This is a genomic window from Psychromonas arctica DSM 14288 (genome assembly GCF_000482725.1).
Classification (GTDB): Bacteria; Pseudomonadota; Gammaproteobacteria; order Enterobacterales; family Psychromonadaceae; genus Psychromonas; species Psychromonas arctica.
Window position 1 is genome coordinate 64,640 of record NZ_KI519477.1, and the last position, 17,042, is coordinate 81,681.

Genomic DNA, 17,042 nt, shown 5'->3' on the forward strand with positions numbered 1-17,042 from the left:
TGCGTATAGGCGTTGACAAGCATTCTGAGACCGCTGGCAAATGATTCCTCTCAATCAACAGCTAAATGATGACCAAGTGATGTCGATTTGTTAAAGTGTGCGCTTCAATTAATACACACGAGATTGCTTATTAATGCAAAAAAATACTGGAATAAAACGAATATTTCTTGCTTTTGGTTATTCACTAAAAGGCATCAAAAGTGCTTTTAAACATGAGGCTGCTTTTCGTCAAGAGGTTTTGCTAGCACTTATTTTAATCCCTATTGCCTTATTAGTAGACGTCAGTCAAGTAGAACGTATCCTTTTAATTTCATCAGTGATCTTGGTATTAATATTTGAAATAATTAATTCAGCCATTGAAGCCGTTGTAGATAGAATTGGCAGTGAATTCCATGAACTTTCTGGGCGCGCTAAAGATATGGGCTCATCAGCTGTATTAATTGGTTTATTATTAACCGCGTATATTTGGATTGAAATCCTGTTTATTTAATTTACTTCACTCATTAGGATTCTAATATGGCGGATAGACCTGCTTTTACTAAACAAAAAAATAAAACGCATTCACCAATCAAAACGGTTCCGCACTCTTTTGAAGCCGAACAAGCGGTCATTGGCGGTTTATTATTAGACAATGATACTTGGTCAGATGTTTCTGAACGCGTTGTTGACCGTGATTTTTATACACGTGCACATCGCCTTATTTTTTCAACCATTGAAAAACTAAGCAGTAATGATATTCCCGTAGATATCGTTACGCTGTCAGAAAAACTCGAAGATACACAGGAATTAGAAGGCATTGGTGGCATTGCTTATTTAGCAGAGCTGTTACAGAACACGCCAAGTGCAGCTAACATCAATAACTATGCGGATATTGTTCGTGAGCGCGCGATTGTTAGAGAATTAATTGGTGTTGCCAATGATATTGCAGAAGCTGGCTATGACACAGAAGGCCGTGATAGTGCTGAACTACTAGATTTTGCAGAAACAAAAGTATTCCAAATTGCGGAGGCTAGAAATAATCAAAATGAAGGTCCGCAAGCGATTAAAGACATCCTCAAAGAAACAGTCGCAAAAATTGATGATTTATGTAAAAACCCTCGCGATGGTATTACCGGATTGTCCTCTGGTTATAACGATTTAGACCAAATGACCACGGGCTTCCAACCCGGCGATTTGATTATTGTAGCAGCGCGTCCATCAATGGGAAAAACGACCTTTGCCATGAACTTAGCGGAACATGCGGCCCTTAATGCAGACAAGCCAACCATTATTTTCTCACTAGAGATGCCTTCAGACCAAATCATGAATCGTATGTTGGCTTCTTTAGGGCGTATAGATCAAGGTAAAATTCGTACCGGTCAATTAGATGAAAACGATTGGGCTTCATTATCTTCTACTATGTCTATTTTATTAGACCGCGGTAAAATGTTTATTGATGATAGCTCTGGTTTAACACCAACGGAATTACGTTCACGGGCGCGTCGTATTGCACGTGACCACGGAGGGGTTAGCATGATCATGGTCGATTATTTACAATTAATGCGTGTCCCTTCTTTAAGTGAAAACCGTACCTTAGAAATTTCTGAAATTTCACGCTCTTTAAAAGCATTAGCTAAAGAGTTACGTTGCCCGGTTATTGCCTTATCTCAGTTAAACCGTGGTCTTGAGCAACGTGCTGATAAGCGCCCTATTAACTCAGACTTACGTGAATCAGGTGCGATCGAGCAAGATGCTGATTTAATTATGTTTATTTATCGAGATGAAGTTTATCACGAAGACAGTGAGCACAAAGGCATTGCTGAAATTATCATTGGTAAACAACGTAACGGGCCAATTGGTAAGATACGCTTAACGTTCCAAGGGCGTTATTCTCGTTTTGATGATTACACCGGCACTGCTTATCATGGTGATGAATAGTAAAAGTTGATAGCGTCTATGACTAGCCGCTTGAAAAACTACTGAATACGCTCAAGTTAGACGTGACTTACGCGACAATTAACGGCTTACTTAAATAATTTAGAAAAGGACAACAATGGACAAGTTTGATCAACTATTTGATTTCTCAAATAAAAAGTTAAGCTTGTACCGTTTTTCATTGCCCCTTAAAAAAACCATCAATTTTAAAGGCCATCATCTAAACACCCGTGAAGGACTGTGGTTAATTGAACACAACCCACATGGGCAAGATTATATTGGTGAAGTATCGCCATTGCCCGGTTTTAGCCAAGAAACGCTTGCAGCATGTCAAACACAACTAATCAATGCCTTACAAGTACGAACTTCAACCAATCAAGACATGTGCAAACAACAAACAAATCATCAACAAGCACATTTGACAACGCCTTTTTTACCGAGTGTCAGCTTTGCTTTATTTTGTTTACAGCAACGCATTCCTTGGGCATTACAAACACGTAATGTAGCGCAAGATATTACCTTAATTACCATCCCTTTATTGCAAGGTAGCCTAAACGAGATCATCAAGCGCTATAGAGAGCTAAATTATCCAGCAACAGTAAAATTGAAAGTAGCGCGTTTATCGGTGGCAGAGGATATCAAAGTGATAAAAAGCCTTATTGAACTTAACCCCACTGTTCAGCTACGCTTAGATGCCAATCAGCAATGGACTGCAATTCAATATATCGATTTTCTAAAAACGATTGACTGCAAATGTATTGATTATATTGAAGAACCAACGCTTTCCATTGAGGATAATATATCTATTTCAACACAATTTAAGGTCTCTATTGCATTAGATGAGAGCTTATTAATATGCCATTCATTGCCTACCAGTAACTGCATTAAAGCATTGATCATCAAACCCACATTGATTGGCTATCCTGCTCATATTCAAGCTTTATTAACACACGCACAACAGCAACAATTAAGTCTTAGCATCAGTGCGAGTTTTGAATCGCCGATCGCGCTGCAGCAGCTGGCTTATCTAGCAAAGCAATGGCAACAACAAACTCAACTAAAGGTCAGCTTAGGCTTAGACACCTTACACGTTTTCTCTTCCTCTATAAGTTATGCAGTTAAGAATGACTCAGACTTACAAAGGTTCATGACATCTCAGGCAACTTGTATATGGCACTCTTAATTAACCACTGCCCCGTTCGCTGGCATGCTATTTACCATAGTCACTTGACTGCACTGCAATATGATCAACAGTCGATCACTTATCAGCAGTTAGATCAACTATTATGCGCATTGCAAGAGCAACTACTGACACAAATTGACCTAAACACTCAACCGTCAATGATCAGACTTGCTTGTGTCGCCAGTAACAGCATTGAGTTGCTATTAATGCAATTATTATGCGTACGAACAGGCTGGCTATTTTGTCCGCTAAATCCGCGTTTTACCACTACTGAGATTGCACAAAGGTTGGCAGTATTAAATACACCTTACTGTTGGATTGAGAATGCGCAAGCTACAGATTTCCTATCTGCCTCGTTACCTCAATTACAGATAGATTTTGAATTACTGCTATCAAATCTGCACCAACAGGCATCATATTCTATTACAACAAATATCCCTTCTTCCGCAGTAAAGCTCGCACCTTTACTGATTGAACCAGAACAAGCTTGTAATATTATTTTTACTTCTGGTAGCAGTGGCTTTCCTAAAGCTATTGTCCATAATTATCGTAATCACTTTTTCAGCGCACAAGGCTCACAAACGCTGATCCCTCTTGCCCCACAGGACCACAACTTATTATCGTTACCACTATTTCATATTGGTGGTTATGCAACGGTATTACGAACCATTATTGCAGGTGCATGCATACACCTAACAACTGCTCCATTAACAGTTGCCTTATTACAGCAACACAGGATCACACACTTATCCCTAGTTTCAACGCAATTGATCCGCTTATTGGCAGATTCATTATTTAACGCCAAGCAATGCAGCATCAAACATGTTTTATTAGGTGGAAGTGCTTTTTCAGAAGCGCACCTAGTAGCGTTAGCCGCACGCGGGTTTCACTATCACTTAAGTTACGGCAGTACTGAAATGACCTCGCAAGTTGCCACCTCAGAGAACAATAGTCAGCTGCAGGTTTTGCCATATAGAGAAATAAAGATACACAAAGGTGAAATCTATATTACTGGCAAAACAAGATTTGTTGGGTATTTCCAAGATAATGCAATACATAAAATTGCAGCAGAAGAATGGGTTGCAAGTGGTGACTTAGGCACTCTGAACAAACATCAATTATCCATTATAGGGCGTAAAGATAGGCAATTTATTAGTGGTGGAGAAAATATTCAGCCGGAAGAGATAGAGCGAGTATGTTTACAATATAGTCGTGTTAAACAAGCTTATATTTGTCCCACCAAGGATCAACAATATGGGCAGCGCATTGCCCTTTTTGTATTATTTTCAGACTCGACTCAATTTGATCTAGATTGTCAGCAACTTAAACATTACCTTGGCCAACAACTGATCGGTTATAAACAACCAGATCATTATCTTGCTTGGCCTTTGCAATTAGCAAATAACCAAGCATTAAAAGTACCCAAACAAGTTTTCACAGACAGCTTAAGTAAGCAAGGACTAACCTAAAGTACGTTTGATACTATGCTCATATACCAATTGTTCTGCATCATTGATTAAGGACAATAAATCAGTATGATTTTCTTTTTTATACTCAACAATTCCGGTATCAATCACTAAACGACTTTTTCTAATGGAGCTTGAATTAAACTTTTTAACGTTATTGTCTAAGCGAGGAAACAACCCAGTATCAGTAATATGATATTCACTATCTGTCATTAAAATAACAAATTCATCGCCACCAATACGCGCTACTAAATCGGTTTCTCTAAAGGTGTCAGTCAATATTTTTGCAAAAGATATTAATAATTGATCTCCTTCTGCTTCACCATGATCTAAATTAACCTTAGTCATGCCAATGACATCAATATATAGAGCAAAGAAAGGTTTGTTAGCACGTTGGCTTAAACGGAAATAATTTTCTCCGGCACTGACAATACCACGATGGTTTAATAAGCCGGTTAGTTCGTCGGTTAGCATCAATTCATAATTTTTATCTAATAATGATTTATCAACGGTAATATCACGGGTGATTTCAATAATCCCTTGAATTTGCTTTTCTGTTGAATAATAGGGATGCTGAATAACTTCATAGGTTCGTGCCTCGCCTGTTGCAGTATATTTAATAGTTTCTATGCGATGCACTTGCTCTGTATTCTTAGTTTTTAGTAGAGGACACACACTTTTATTACATTGCAAACACGTAAATAGAGCATCACAGTCTGTATCTAATAAATCATCCACTTGATGCCCGCTTAATTGTGCCAACACTTTATTGACAAAAGTAGTGCGTCCTTGAAGGTTAAAAATACGCACGCCTAATGGTAATAAATCCATAAATTGCGTTTGATCGAATACGGATGATTTTAAAGATTGATTGAGTGATTTACGGTCAGTAATATCTTTAATGTAACCAATATAACCAATCATTTCTTTACTCAATTGCGAATTTGCATAATAGAAAATCTTATAACTTGAAGGATCATTTTCTTTTAATTTCTCGGGTTCTACTTCAATGCAACCACCGGCTTGATTAATATCCGCAATAGACATGGTTAAGGCTTCAGGTTCAATTGCTGTCCCCTGTTTTTTATCTAATAACTGCGCTCTAGTAAGATTAAAGAAACGATAAAACGCTTTATTAGCAACAATATATTCATTATTAAAGCCTTTAACAAAAATAGGGAAAGGTAAACCATCTAAAAAACACTGGTAGCGTAATTGCAACCGACTCAGAGCCATACACTTTCTAATGGCATACGCTAACGTTAATAGCAACATCAATAATAGAATAACTGTGATCGCATATCGATCAGATTGCGAAATATACAACTTCATCATCGGAGAAAAAGTGAATACGCCACCTACCGCATAACCACGCGTATCATGAACTGGCATAAAAACAGCAATGCCATCTTGTCCTGCAATACGAGTATTGACTGAAAAGCGTTTCAATTGCATTAGTTTTGTTTCTTCTGCTAGGCTTAAGCTCTGCTTTAATTGCGCCAAATTAGCCGCACTTAGCTGTCCCAATGCAAAGTTTGATTTGTTTTCGTTGATGCCAATATAAAAAGCATCAGAAAAGGCCGTTTCTTGATATAACTTAGCTTTTTGTTGGGTCGATAAGAGTGGTCTTTTTGCTAACAAATATTGCGATTTGACTTCGCTAGTTGCTGTTAATATTTGTTTCATTGCAGTTAATGGCATAGCAACTTCTACCACTGCGATGAAACTATTATTGCGATTAAAAACAGGAAAAAAGTAGCTATATAGATAACGACCATTTTTCAAGGACAAACCAAATGACGCCTCTTTACTTTGTAATACCTTTCTCAAGGTTGTATTGTCGACGTTATTTTTATTACTTGGTTCTGTAAATTTTTGCAATGTTAACAACGATTCACCATTACTGAGATACACCTGTTGATGTTCAAAATATTGGAGACTGCTACGAAATAAAGGATGTAATTTTTCATACAAGCTTTGCTTAATCGAGGCTAAAACTTGAGGGGCGTTTATATTGTTATTTGCCTTTTCTATTAAGGGTAAAATCGCTTCATTATGATATTGTAAAGTATACAGTAAGCTAGCATTAGACTTCACTTGAGCTAATGCAGAGACGTAACTATTGTATACTGCACGCTCAACTAATTGACGTTGTTGTTTTTGGCTTTGATCATTGGACATGAACAGAAAAATAGAAGTGATTAAGATGACAATGAGTACCACAAAAATAAAGTCAGAAGAGTGGAAACGCTTTGCTCTTAACATGGTAAACCCAAATAAATATACAAAAATTAATAATGAGTATATATCAATTAGACTAGGCACAGTTGATATTTTAAGGGTGTTTTCGAAGCAATTAAACCACTGTCAGGTAATGACTCTTTAACAACAGATGATAACGGCATCATTATAAAAAGTACAAATGGCTAAAAATACTTCAATATTTTTCGCTAAAAGCCTATTAAGCTTAACCTTCAACAAAAGTAATGACAAAAGACTAATCAACACAATAAGATTCAAAGACATAATAGGTATTTCTAATATTATTCGTTAGAATCATACCTCCCCGATAGCAGAGAGCAGTTTATGGATATTTACAAATTAAAATCTAGCTTTATTCACCCAAGATATTGGTTAGCTTGGATAGGGATCTTAATTCTCTTTTTATCATCATTATTGCCTTATTCAACAATATTGAATATCGGTAAATACCTAGGGCGACTAGCGATCCCTTTTGCTAAAAAACGATTTCATACTGCACGTCGTAATATTGAATTATGTTTTCCTGAACTGACACCAGAACAAGTTGATCAGAAAGTAAAAACTAACTTCGAAAATACTGGTATTGCTTTATTAGAAATGGGCATGGCTTGGTTTTGGCCAAGTTGGCGTGTACGCGGTTTACTAACTGTGCGAGGCATTGAACATCTAAAACAAGCCACGCGACAAGGTAACGGTATTATCTTTTTGGGCGCACATTTTTTAACTTTAGAAATGGGCGCACGTGCATTAGGCTTGATTCACCCAAGTTATGCAGTGTATAGAAAAAATAGTAACGAAGTCTTAGATTATTGGTTTTACTGGGGACGTATGCGAGAGCATAAAGCCATGCTAGATCGCAAAGATTTTAAAGCGATGTTACGCGTATTAAAAACTGGACAGGCATTATGGTACGCGCCCGACCATGATTATGGTCGACACAAAAGCAGTATATTTGCACCCTTTTTCGATGTAGAGAATGCCAACACAGTATCTGGCACAAGTACGTTAGCTCGCGTTAAAAATAGTGTTGTTATTCCAGTATTTTTAAAGCGTTTACCTGGTTCAGAGGGCTATGAGTTAATTTTTTATGAGGCGTTAAGTGACTTTCCAAGCCAGGATTTAAAGGCTGATACCACTTATACTAATCAACAGATAGAGCGCATGGTTAGCGAGTGTGATGATCAATATATGTGGTTACACCGTCGCTTTAAGACCCGACCAGAGGGAGAACCTTCGGTCTATTAATAGCACTTGTGAATAAAGCTTGATAAATACACGAATAAAGGCGAGTTGCGTTACAAAGCAATCTCGCCTTTATTTTTATCCCTCTTAGTTCGCCGATCCCTCTGCGTCTTGATTTATTTTAAAAACATTAGCTGTGCCAAAAACCAGCTACTAATTTAATCTAAAACAAGATGTTAGCTTAATCCAAAAAAAACACTGACTTAGTCTAAAAAAAGTTGCTCCCATACGGCAATGACAGCATTGCGATCTTCGACTAATTGATCTATATGTGTAATACGTTTCTTTTTACCCAAGCTTAAACGATGGGCCGCATCTCGAATATGGCAGTAGGCATCAATTAATTGTTTTGCTTGCAACTCAGTTAATAACCCAAGCTGTTCGCAAGCAGCAAAAATGCGCAAATTATCCGACCACTCTGTTAAACGCTCAGGGAACTCACTGGCATGAGCTAGCACCAGATACTGTGCGATAAACTCAATATCGACCATCCCCCCAGGAGACTGCTTAAGATCAAACTCCTGACTTTCAGCACGATTCAAATGATCACGCATTTTAGCACGCATCTCTGATACGTCTTTTTTTAACAGCTGTTGATCTCGCGTTTGACTTAATATTTCTGCCCGTATTTGCGTGAACTCTTGCTGCATAATGCTATCAATAAACACTGGGCGAGCGCGGACCAAGGCTTGATGCTCCCATGTCCATGCATTTTCTTTTAAATAGCGATGAAACCCAGCCATACCTGCGACAAGCGCCCCAGAATCGCCAGATGGACGCAAACGCATATCTATTTCATACAAGATGCCAGAATTAGTACGAGAGCTAAATAAGTGAATAATACGTTGCGCTAAACGGAAATAAAATAACTGATTATCGATACTCCGAGAGCCGTTGGTTACTCCTGATATATTAGTATCATGTAAAAATACCACGTCTAGATCTGACTCATAGCCAAGCTCTAAACCGCCCATTTTACCATAACCAATAACAGCAAACCCCTTACGGTCAGTGCCCGCAACATTACTTGGTATACCAAATTTTTCAGTGATTTGAGCCCAAGCTATTTGCACCACATACTCAAGAATAGCCTCACTTAAACAAGTTAGATGATCACTTACCTGGGGTAATTTAATCCCCTTTGCAATATCAGCGGTGGCAATATGTAAAAATTGCATCTGTTTAAATTGACGCAACGCTTCCATTTGCTGTTCCATATCCTCTTCAGGAATACGCAACATAAACTGCTGTAACTCGCTTCTATAGTTACTTAACTCAGTTGGATGATAGAGTTTTTGAGGGTCTAACAACTCATCCAGTAAGATAGGATGGCGTGCCAACTGTGCTGACACTCGAGGACTGGCTGAACATAATTTCAATAACTGATTTAGAGCCCCCTCATTTTCATTTAATAACTCCAAATAAGCAGTACGGCGCATAATATTTAAAATCAAATGATGAATGCGTTCAAAAAGACTGTCCGGATGAGTAAAGGCACAAGTTAAAGCAATAATTCTTGGTAATAATTTATCAATTGTCTCTTGTCCTCTTGGGCCAATCGGACGGCGACTAATATCTTCTTTTAAAGAGACAATCATTTTTGAAAATGCTGCAACTTGCTTAGCGGACTTGCTGCTTTGTTTAATATGTTTACTTAAAATAGGCTCAATTTCTTCACTAGAAAGCTGCAACTCCCACAATTCAACAAACTCTTCTTGTGGTTCATTTTGTTGCTCATCAGATTCTCCAATAACCCAATTGAACTCCTTATGTACGTTTTCCATTACTTGATTTAAGCGTGCATAAAAACTTTCCCAGTCTTCAAACTTCATGACTTTAATTAAGCGTAGCTTATCTAATTCGTTATTCGGTAAGGTCTGCGTTTGCTGATCGCCAATTTGCTGCAATACATTTTCCACTGCACGTAAAAAATGATATGAATCTAATAAACAAGCAACCCTATCCGCCGGCAATACCTCTGTTTCTGCAATCACTTTTAAGGTTTGTTGTAACCCTTTGCATTGCAATTGCAAATCCCTTCCACCGTGAATAAGCTGAAAGGCTTGCGCAACAAATTCAATTTCGCGGATCCCGCCCATACCCAATTTTATATTATCTTTTAAACCTTTACGACGCACTTCAGCACTGATCATTGCTTTCATTTTTCGTAATGATTCAATGGCACTAAAATCAATATAACGCCTAAATACAAAGGGCCTAAGCATCGCTTCAAGCTCTCGCTTATAGGCTCCTTCTTTGCCTAAAACACGCGCTTTGACCATCGCATAGCGTTCCCATTCTCGACCATGAGTTTGATAATAGTCTTCAATAGAATTAAAGGTTGTTACCAATGGCCCAGACTCACCAAAAGGACGTAAACGCATATCCACACGATATACGAAACCATCAACGGTTATTTGGTGTAATGCTGCAATTAAACGTTGCCCTAATTTAGTGAAAAATGCAGAGTTTTCAATAACCCGTCGCCCGCCTTCGGTTTGGCCGCGTTCAGGGTAAGAAAAGATAAGGTCAATATCAGAAGAGAAGTTGAGTTCTTTACCACCTAACTTACCCATGGCAAAAATATACATGGTTTGTTGCTCACCTGACTCCCCGATTGGCGTACCTTGCTCTTGGCATTGCAACTGATATAACCAATTTAAGCTTTGTAAAATTAACTGATCAGCTAATAATGAAATGTGGATAAAACTTTCCTGTAAAGTACTTAGGTTTAAGAGCTCTCGCCAAGCAATCACCACCATATGCTTACGCCTAAAAAAACGTAATGTTTGGTGTAATTGCCCTTCATTTTCAATCTCTGACAGAGCAGTTTTTAGTTCTATTATCAGTTGTTCAGTACGATCCGCTGTAGTTAATAAATTACTTTCAAATAAGCAGGGAATAAGAGTTGGTTGCTTTATTAAAGATTCAGCAACAAAATCACTTAATGCAAAGACTTCATGTAATTGCTGAGTGTGCTCTTTACTTAAACTCGATAAATCAAAACGTTCACCAAGTTGCTGTATATATTTTTGTGCTACTTCGTTTAATAAAGACATACATTACTCACAATAAGATTCGATGGTTGAGGAAGGCGCTACTTTGATAGAGTTTACCTTCCTGAAAATAAAAAGTGAGGTAAAAAAAGCATCATAAGCTGATCCTTAGTCTAAAATTCATGATCCTACGCACAGAATAAAATATTACTAATGACGCAATAATCAGCCCTAAAGCTCACCATGACAAACCTACTCTACATTTTTACAATGATAGTCATTGAAAAGTGCTTTTAAAGCGCCATTATTATCACACTAGCAACGATTTAACATAGATAATTAGCTGACTAAGATAGTGACAACGAGTAGACTTTAATAACAGCATTCACACCGAGTTAAGTAAAACGACGAAAATAAACGCAGAAATCCATTGACATATAATGGCTTGGCTACTAAATTAATACTCACATGACATTTAATGTCAAAACGGTTAAGGAACACGATGAATATTCATACTATTGCTACCCATTTAAATAAATTAGCAGACGATACCGAAACGGGCTTCAATTTTGACTGTACGCCAATCAATGGTGAAATAGATGTACTACAAGTAGAGATTATTGACCGCGAAGAGATCCCTATTTTTGTTTCTATCAGTGATAACCAAATTTTATGTATTGCCTATTTATGGGGTGAAGATGAAATTAAATCAGAACTTAGAGCAAATATGATGGAAGCAATGTTAGAAATGAACATTCCTATGCCGCTTTCTTCTTTTGCTAAAGTCGAAGACAAGTATGTTGTCTTTGGCGCGCTATCAATCAACTCAAGCTTAGAAGATATAGAGCTTGAATTGGTCACACTAAGCGATAACAGCCTTGAAGTGATCAGTGAAATGGATAGCTACTTAAATTAATTCGGAGTTTAAAATGAACATATTTAGAAAAATAATCACTGCTGTACGTGGTGGTGCAACTGAAGCTGGTGAAGCAATTGTAGATGCTAACTCGACTAGAATTTTTGCTCAAGAAATTCGTGATTCAGAAAAACATATCACTATTGCCAAACGTGATTTGACTACTGTGATGGCTAAACAAATGCAAACAGCTCGCGAATTAGCGCAATTACAAGCCAGCATCAAAGAGCATGAAGGTTACGCAATGCAAGCGCTAAACCAAGGCAATGAACCGTTAGCGATTGAAGTCGCTGAAAAAATAGCGGAACTTGAAAGTAATGCAGCAGATCAACAACAAGCAAATGAAAGTTTCTTAAATAGTATTGATCGCTTAAAAGAATTGATTAAAAAGAGTGAGCGCAAATTAACTGAATATAAACGCCAGTTAACCATGGTAAAAACCACTGAGAGTGTACAAAAAGCGACGTCTGCAATTTCAGATAACTTTACTGCAAGCAACTCTAAATTATTAAATGCCAAAGATTCGCTAGAACGAATCAAACAAAAACAAGCAATGTTTGATGATAAGCTGCAGGCAGCAGAGCAATTAGCCTCTGAGAACACGGACCAATCATTAAAAAATAAACTGCAAGATGCTGGCATTGGCGCTCAACAAAATAGTGCGCAATCAGTATTAGATCGATTAAAAAATAAATAAATTATATTTTGAAACATCACTAATACAGTTACTATAACAATAAAGCACGACTTGCTTAGGCAGTCGTGTTTTTTTGCATCTACCTAACGCTTACCATCACATATTTGCTAAAGGATATTTATGCGTTTTTTAAAATCGTTATTTAGTAAACAAGCAACGACACCAACACGAGCTTTGAATCAACCTGATCAGCTGTTAATGGGTGATATTTTTTGTTTCGGTGATAGTTTTGCATTACCTGAAGTAATGCGTAAACAACAGCTACAAGTTAACGACGTCATTACCATTGAATTTAAACATCAGCATTATGTACAATTGATTGCGCAAGGTAGTGATCAAAAATTGGTTTATCTGAGTTTCCCTAAAAACCTTATGCAGTGCAGCCTATTATTGACACGTGCTGAAGTAGAAGCTTTATTTGATATGGATGCTTTTTCTGAAATTTTTGAAGCCCCTGGTCACGCCCGTTTAACACCGACAGCCAAACAACACGCTTATGCAGATATGTTAGCCGCGGAATATATTCAACAAGACTTTTCAACATCTGGTTACATTCATCGAGCCGATTATCGGGACAGTAAACCACCACAATATACTGATCAGGAACATGGCCAAGAATTTGAATATTATTCACTAGAAGGTAATGAAGGTTTACGTAAGATAGAAATCTTTATTTTTGAGAATGGTGATACCGATGTATATTTATCAAGCTTGCGCCCTGCAAGTGATATTGCAGAATTATGGATCAAAGGAGAATAAACATGCCAAATGGTGAATTACCTAAAAAATGGCAGCAATCAGCAAAAGTTGTCAAAGCAGTACAAATAGCTTTCGATATGGATAGCAAGCTGCAATATAGCATTCGCCGTAGCGCATTAGATGAAGGGATCAGCCCTTCAGAAAAGATCAGAGACTTATTAGAATTAACCACACACAAAAAGCCTAAACGCCCACGTTTAACAGTTAGCTTAAGTACAGAAGATTATATGCAACTGGGGCAACGCTATAATATTTCAGCCGAAAACCAATTAGATATTAAAAAATGTGTGATCGAAGAGTTAACTAAATTTGCTTCTAACAGTGAATATTTTAAAGAAAAATAAATACAATACTCTTTACCAATCAAAAGGCTTTAGCTCCTTGAATGGTAAAGGGTACATGACTACAGAGCAACTGCACTTGTTAGCAATACAACTGGTTATAGGTTTATAACCAGTAACTTTGTGCAACAAACATCTCAGCCTAAAAATAGTCCTATATAGTGTTTAGTAATATTAAACTTTGGTTAAAAGCACCGTATAACCATAGATTTCTTCAGTCATATCAGTCACTTCTTTCAATACAACCACAGAACCTTCTACTGTTTCTTTCACTTGCACCAAGCTATTATTGATTTCTTCAGCAACTGTTGCCTGATCCTTAGCAGCAGAAGCTATTTGATAATTTAGCTCAGAAATATGATTTACTTTACCAACGATGTCAGAAAGTTTAATACCCGCTTTAGTCACTTCTTTCACCCCAATTTCAGCTTCTTTAACGCTACTATCCATTAAACCAACAGCTTGTTGTGCACTCTTTTGTAACTGTTCGATCATTGCTTGAATTTCAACCGTCGCATCTTGTGTTCGTTTGGCAAGGCTTCGAACTTCATCAGCAACCACCGCAAAACCACGTCCATATTCACCGGCGCGTGCAGCTTCAATTGCTGCATTTAAGGCTAATAAGTTGGTTTGGTCAGATATACTGCGGATAGTGTCAACCACACTTCCAATACTCTCAACTTTACTTTCTACGTTATTAACGGCAATTGCTGAATCATCGATATTTTTAGACAATGAATTAATGGAAGTGATCGTAGCATCAACAGCACTGCGACCTTCTTCAGCGACATTTGTAGCTTCCAAGGTAGAAGTTGAGGCACTTTCTGCATTACCCTCTACTTCTTTTACGGCAGTAGTCATTTGATTCATTGCCGTCGCTAGTAACTCTATTTGCTCAAACTCTTCAGCCACGGATTCATTGATAACTTCCATGCATGCACCAAATTGTTCAGTCACTTCATGCAATTGAGTCAAGGTACCAGCTGCGCTTTCACTATACTTTGTAGCCTCTTCAATCTGGCTATTTGCAACGAAATAAAGCTGAGAGAAAGCCCCTTCTAATTGTTCTGGTTTTGAGGTACTAGGGTCTTGAAGATATTGTTGCAAAACTGCGAGTTGCTTATGGTTACAGTAATGTTGCCATACCACGACTAAAACTAATAAAAAGACAACAATAAAGGTAGCCACTAAATTAACCACAAAAAACTGATTAATAACTAATATAAACAATGCTCCGAGGAAAAATAGAATAATACCTTTGGTCAAAGAAGACGTATTAACTAATTTTTTTTCTAAGCTATTTAACTGTACTTGTGCCATATATTAACTCGATTTAATAAAAGAAAAAGGAAGAGGGATAGTAATCTATCAATTGTAATCGAAAAATATTAGTTGAAATATTTTCAAAATCTACTCAATTATAGTTAAAAAAGCACATTTATTATTATTTATCTAACCTTGGCTTCTTATTGTGCATCATTGAAATATAAACAGAAAAAATTGTATTTATTTCATACAAAAAAGACATGGGTTTTGGAAGCACTGATTGAAGCAATAACTATTTATAGCTTCAATCAGTTAACCTAAAAAATAAAGGAAGTAATAATGGGGTCGTTCAAGTTACCTTGAACTTGGGTTAATTATCAGGGTCAATCCAATACATTTCATTTAATAGTGCACGTTGTTTAGATTGTTCAATCGCACTTAATAAAGAATATTGCTTACGCTTAACCCACTTGAGATATTCATTTTTCGTTTCGCTACTTTCTTCATCAAGAGCTACTTCATATATAGTATCAAGCATCGATAACTCATGAATTCCCTGATAAATATCTAACCATGGATAACAATACTCAGCAATTCGTTCCGTGCTAAATAAATTACCAAAGCTAAACCCTGTCATTAAGTTTGCCGCTAGCAACCCTTGGTGTGCGAGTAGTTTGTCAATACTTAGTAAGGGTTCAGAAGATAATGCTATTTTTAATTTAGACCATCCCTCGGTTAATGCAGTATCAGAAAAAGAGAGTAATGATACTGGCTGCTCGTCAGTTTGTGGTGTTTTTTCAAGCTGAATTAACCATTCCGTTAACCCTAAAACAAAGTGGCAATAGCGAGAACTGTGCAACATATTAAAAATATCTTCTTCGCTTGGAAGCGCCTGATCAGCTAAACGTAGTTTTTTCTGTAATTGCTTTAATCTCGGTAATTTTCGAATATAGTAAGCTTTATTCTCTAATAAATTTCTAAAAACTAAACGTTCATCTACCCATGAAAAGCTTCTAGCAAGCCATTGTAGGTCTTCAATCCAAGCACAACCGACAAAAGAGACGCCAGCTTCCTTAAAAAGATGAATATTTTGATGTAAAAACATAATACTTTTTTGCAACTCCACTAAGGCGCTAAAATCACCTCCTTCAAGGTAGCAATTTTCATGATACTGCAAATGTTTTAAACCATGTTGAAAATTTACTGACATCGCTTCTTGTAAATTCATATCATGATTTAAAGTAGAAAAGTCGATTGGTTTAACGACAAAATCAGCTCCTTCTGTGAGCATATATCCACGCTGAGCTTTACTTACATTACCTAAACGTACTTGCGGTAATGAGGCAATATCTTGTGCTAAAACAAATAATTTAGATTCATCACCTTTCACTAATTCTAATTCAATTTCACAAATATCAGCTTCGCCTTGCGTAGCAATAATTTTCCCACAATCATAAGCGACTTCAATTAATGTCCCATCAGGCATTTCCAACAACCAATGTAAACGATTGAAATCAGTACTAAATAAAGGAGATAACTGTGATTGTAATTGATTTATATTACAATCTTCTGGCCAAATTTTACTGTTAAATCGGGACAGTTCTGGTTGCAACCCTTCTATCGGTTCATTGTATTCAGGTCGTTGATGCAAGCCCCCTATCACTCGACCAGAGGTTTTAATCGTTTGCGTACATTGGTCATCAATTCGACGTACTCTTAATCCCATATCCATGGTTCTTAGCGCACGCAGAGGAGTCTCAAAATAAACGTTATATAGCATTTGGTTTTTATGAGAAATAACTTTGTATTGGCTTATTTTAGCCAATAGTTCATCGGCAAAATGCGCATTAAAAAAGAACTTAATTTCTATCTCTGTTTCCATAATTTATACCTAAAATAGCCCTTCATTTAATAACCAAGATCATTTTTAATCGTAAAATTTCCTCAATTATACTAAATTGATGTTCTATTGTGTGCAAAAGAAAGTTAACATGCGCCGC

Annotated in this window: 13 protein-coding genes; 9 read left to right on the forward strand and 4 right to left on the reverse strand. The window is 37.1% G+C overall.

Annotation, left to right across the window (positions count from 1 at the left end; genetic code table 11):
- Positions 1–133 precede the first annotated feature (133 nt).
- The 4 genes from H592_RS0111835 (at position 134) to H592_RS22225 (ending at position 4,566) form a co-directional block, all read left to right on the forward strand.
- Entirely contained in the window at positions 134–490 is a 357-nt protein-coding gene (locus H592_RS0111835; RefSeq protein WP_028868946.1) for a diacylglycerol kinase, read from the forward strand.
- Positions 491–516: 26 nt separating this feature from the next.
- Positions 517–1,917 carry a replicative DNA helicase gene (gene dnaB, locus H592_RS0111840; RefSeq protein ID WP_028868947.1) on the forward strand — a complete coding sequence of 467 codons (1,401 nt, stop codon included), beginning with the start codon at positions 517–519 and terminating at the stop codon, positions 1,915–1,917.
- A 115-nt stretch (positions 1,918–2,032) separates the two neighbouring features.
- Positions 2,033–3,097: an o-succinylbenzoate synthase gene (gene menC, locus H592_RS22220; RefSeq protein ID WP_051369151.1), complete on the forward strand. Its 1,065-nt coding sequence runs from the start codon at positions 2,033–2,035 to the stop codon at positions 3,095–3,097.
- On the forward strand, positions 3,085–4,566 hold the full coding sequence (locus H592_RS22225; protein ID WP_051369152.1) for an AMP-binding protein: 1,482 nt from the start codon (positions 3,085–3,087) through the stop codon (positions 4,564–4,566). The genes menC and H592_RS22225 overlap by 13 nt, the downstream gene beginning before the upstream one ends.
- On the opposite strand, the gene H592_RS0111855 is transcribed toward H592_RS22225, so the two are convergent.
- Positions 4,558–6,828 carry a sensor domain-containing diguanylate cyclase gene (locus tag H592_RS0111855; protein WP_028868948.1) on the reverse strand — a complete coding sequence of 757 codons (2,271 nt, stop codon included), beginning with the start codon at positions 6,826–6,828 and terminating at the stop codon, positions 4,558–4,560. The genes H592_RS22225 and H592_RS0111855 overlap by 9 nt on opposite strands.
- A 321-nt stretch (positions 6,829–7,149) precedes the next feature.
- Here H592_RS0111855 and lpxL point away from each other — a divergent pair, with 321 nt between their 5' ends.
- Positions 7,150–8,070, forward strand: coding sequence for an LpxL/LpxP family Kdo(2)-lipid IV(A) lauroyl/palmitoleoyl acyltransferase (gene lpxL, locus H592_RS0111860; protein ID WP_028868949.1), 921 nt, complete (start codon positions 7,150–7,152; stop codon positions 8,068–8,070).
- Positions 8,071–8,270: 200 nt separating this feature from the next.
- Here the strand turns inward: lpxL and glnE are convergent, their stop codons facing one another.
- Positions 8,271–11,126, reverse strand: a complete 2,856-nt coding sequence (gene glnE, locus H592_RS0111865) for a bifunctional [glutamate--ammonia ligase]-adenylyl-L-tyrosine phosphorylase/[glutamate--ammonia-ligase] adenylyltransferase (RefSeq protein WP_028868950.1) — start codon at positions 11,124–11,126, stop codon at positions 8,271–8,273.
- Between the two features lie 439 nt (positions 11,127–11,565).
- Here glnE and H592_RS0111870 point away from each other — a divergent pair, with 439 nt between their 5' ends.
- The 4 genes from H592_RS0111870 to H592_RS0111885 all read left to right on the forward strand — a co-directional run bounded on the left by H592_RS0111870 (position 11,566) and on the right by H592_RS0111885 (position 13,779).
- Positions 11,566–11,979, forward strand: a complete 414-nt coding sequence (locus tag H592_RS0111870; RefSeq protein ID WP_028868951.1) for a YjfI family protein — start codon at positions 11,566–11,568, stop codon at positions 11,977–11,979.
- 13 nt (positions 11,980–11,992) lie between these two features.
- Positions 11,993–12,676, forward strand: coding sequence for a PspA/IM30 family protein (locus H592_RS0111875; RefSeq protein WP_028868952.1), 684 nt, complete (start codon positions 11,993–11,995; stop codon positions 12,674–12,676).
- A gap of 120 nt (positions 12,677–12,796) precedes the next feature.
- Positions 12,797–13,435, forward strand: coding sequence for a hypothetical protein (locus tag H592_RS0111880; RefSeq protein ID WP_028868953.1), 639 nt, complete (start codon positions 12,797–12,799; stop codon positions 13,433–13,435).
- A gap of 2 nt (positions 13,436–13,437) precedes the next feature.
- A complete protein-coding gene (locus H592_RS0111885; protein WP_028868954.1) occupies positions 13,438–13,779 on the forward strand; it encodes a hypothetical protein in 342 nt (113 codons plus the stop codon).
- Between the two features lie 171 nt (positions 13,780–13,950).
- Here H592_RS0111885 and H592_RS0111890 read toward each other — a convergent pair whose 3' ends face one another.
- Together H592_RS0111890 and H592_RS0111895 are read right to left on the reverse strand one after the other, a co-directional pair.
- The gene (locus tag H592_RS0111890; protein ID WP_028868955.1) at positions 13,951–15,096 is read right to left on the reverse strand and encodes a methyl-accepting chemotaxis protein; all 1,146 of its coding nucleotides are present in this window, start codon (positions 15,094–15,096) and stop codon (positions 13,951–13,953) included.
- A 316-nt stretch (positions 15,097–15,412) separates the two neighbouring features.
- Positions 15,413–16,924 carry a CYTH and CHAD domain-containing protein gene (locus H592_RS0111895; RefSeq protein ID WP_028868956.1) on the reverse strand — a complete coding sequence of 504 codons (1,512 nt, stop codon included), beginning with the start codon at positions 16,922–16,924 and terminating at the stop codon, positions 15,413–15,415.
- Between the last annotated feature and the right edge of the window lie 118 nt (positions 16,925–17,042).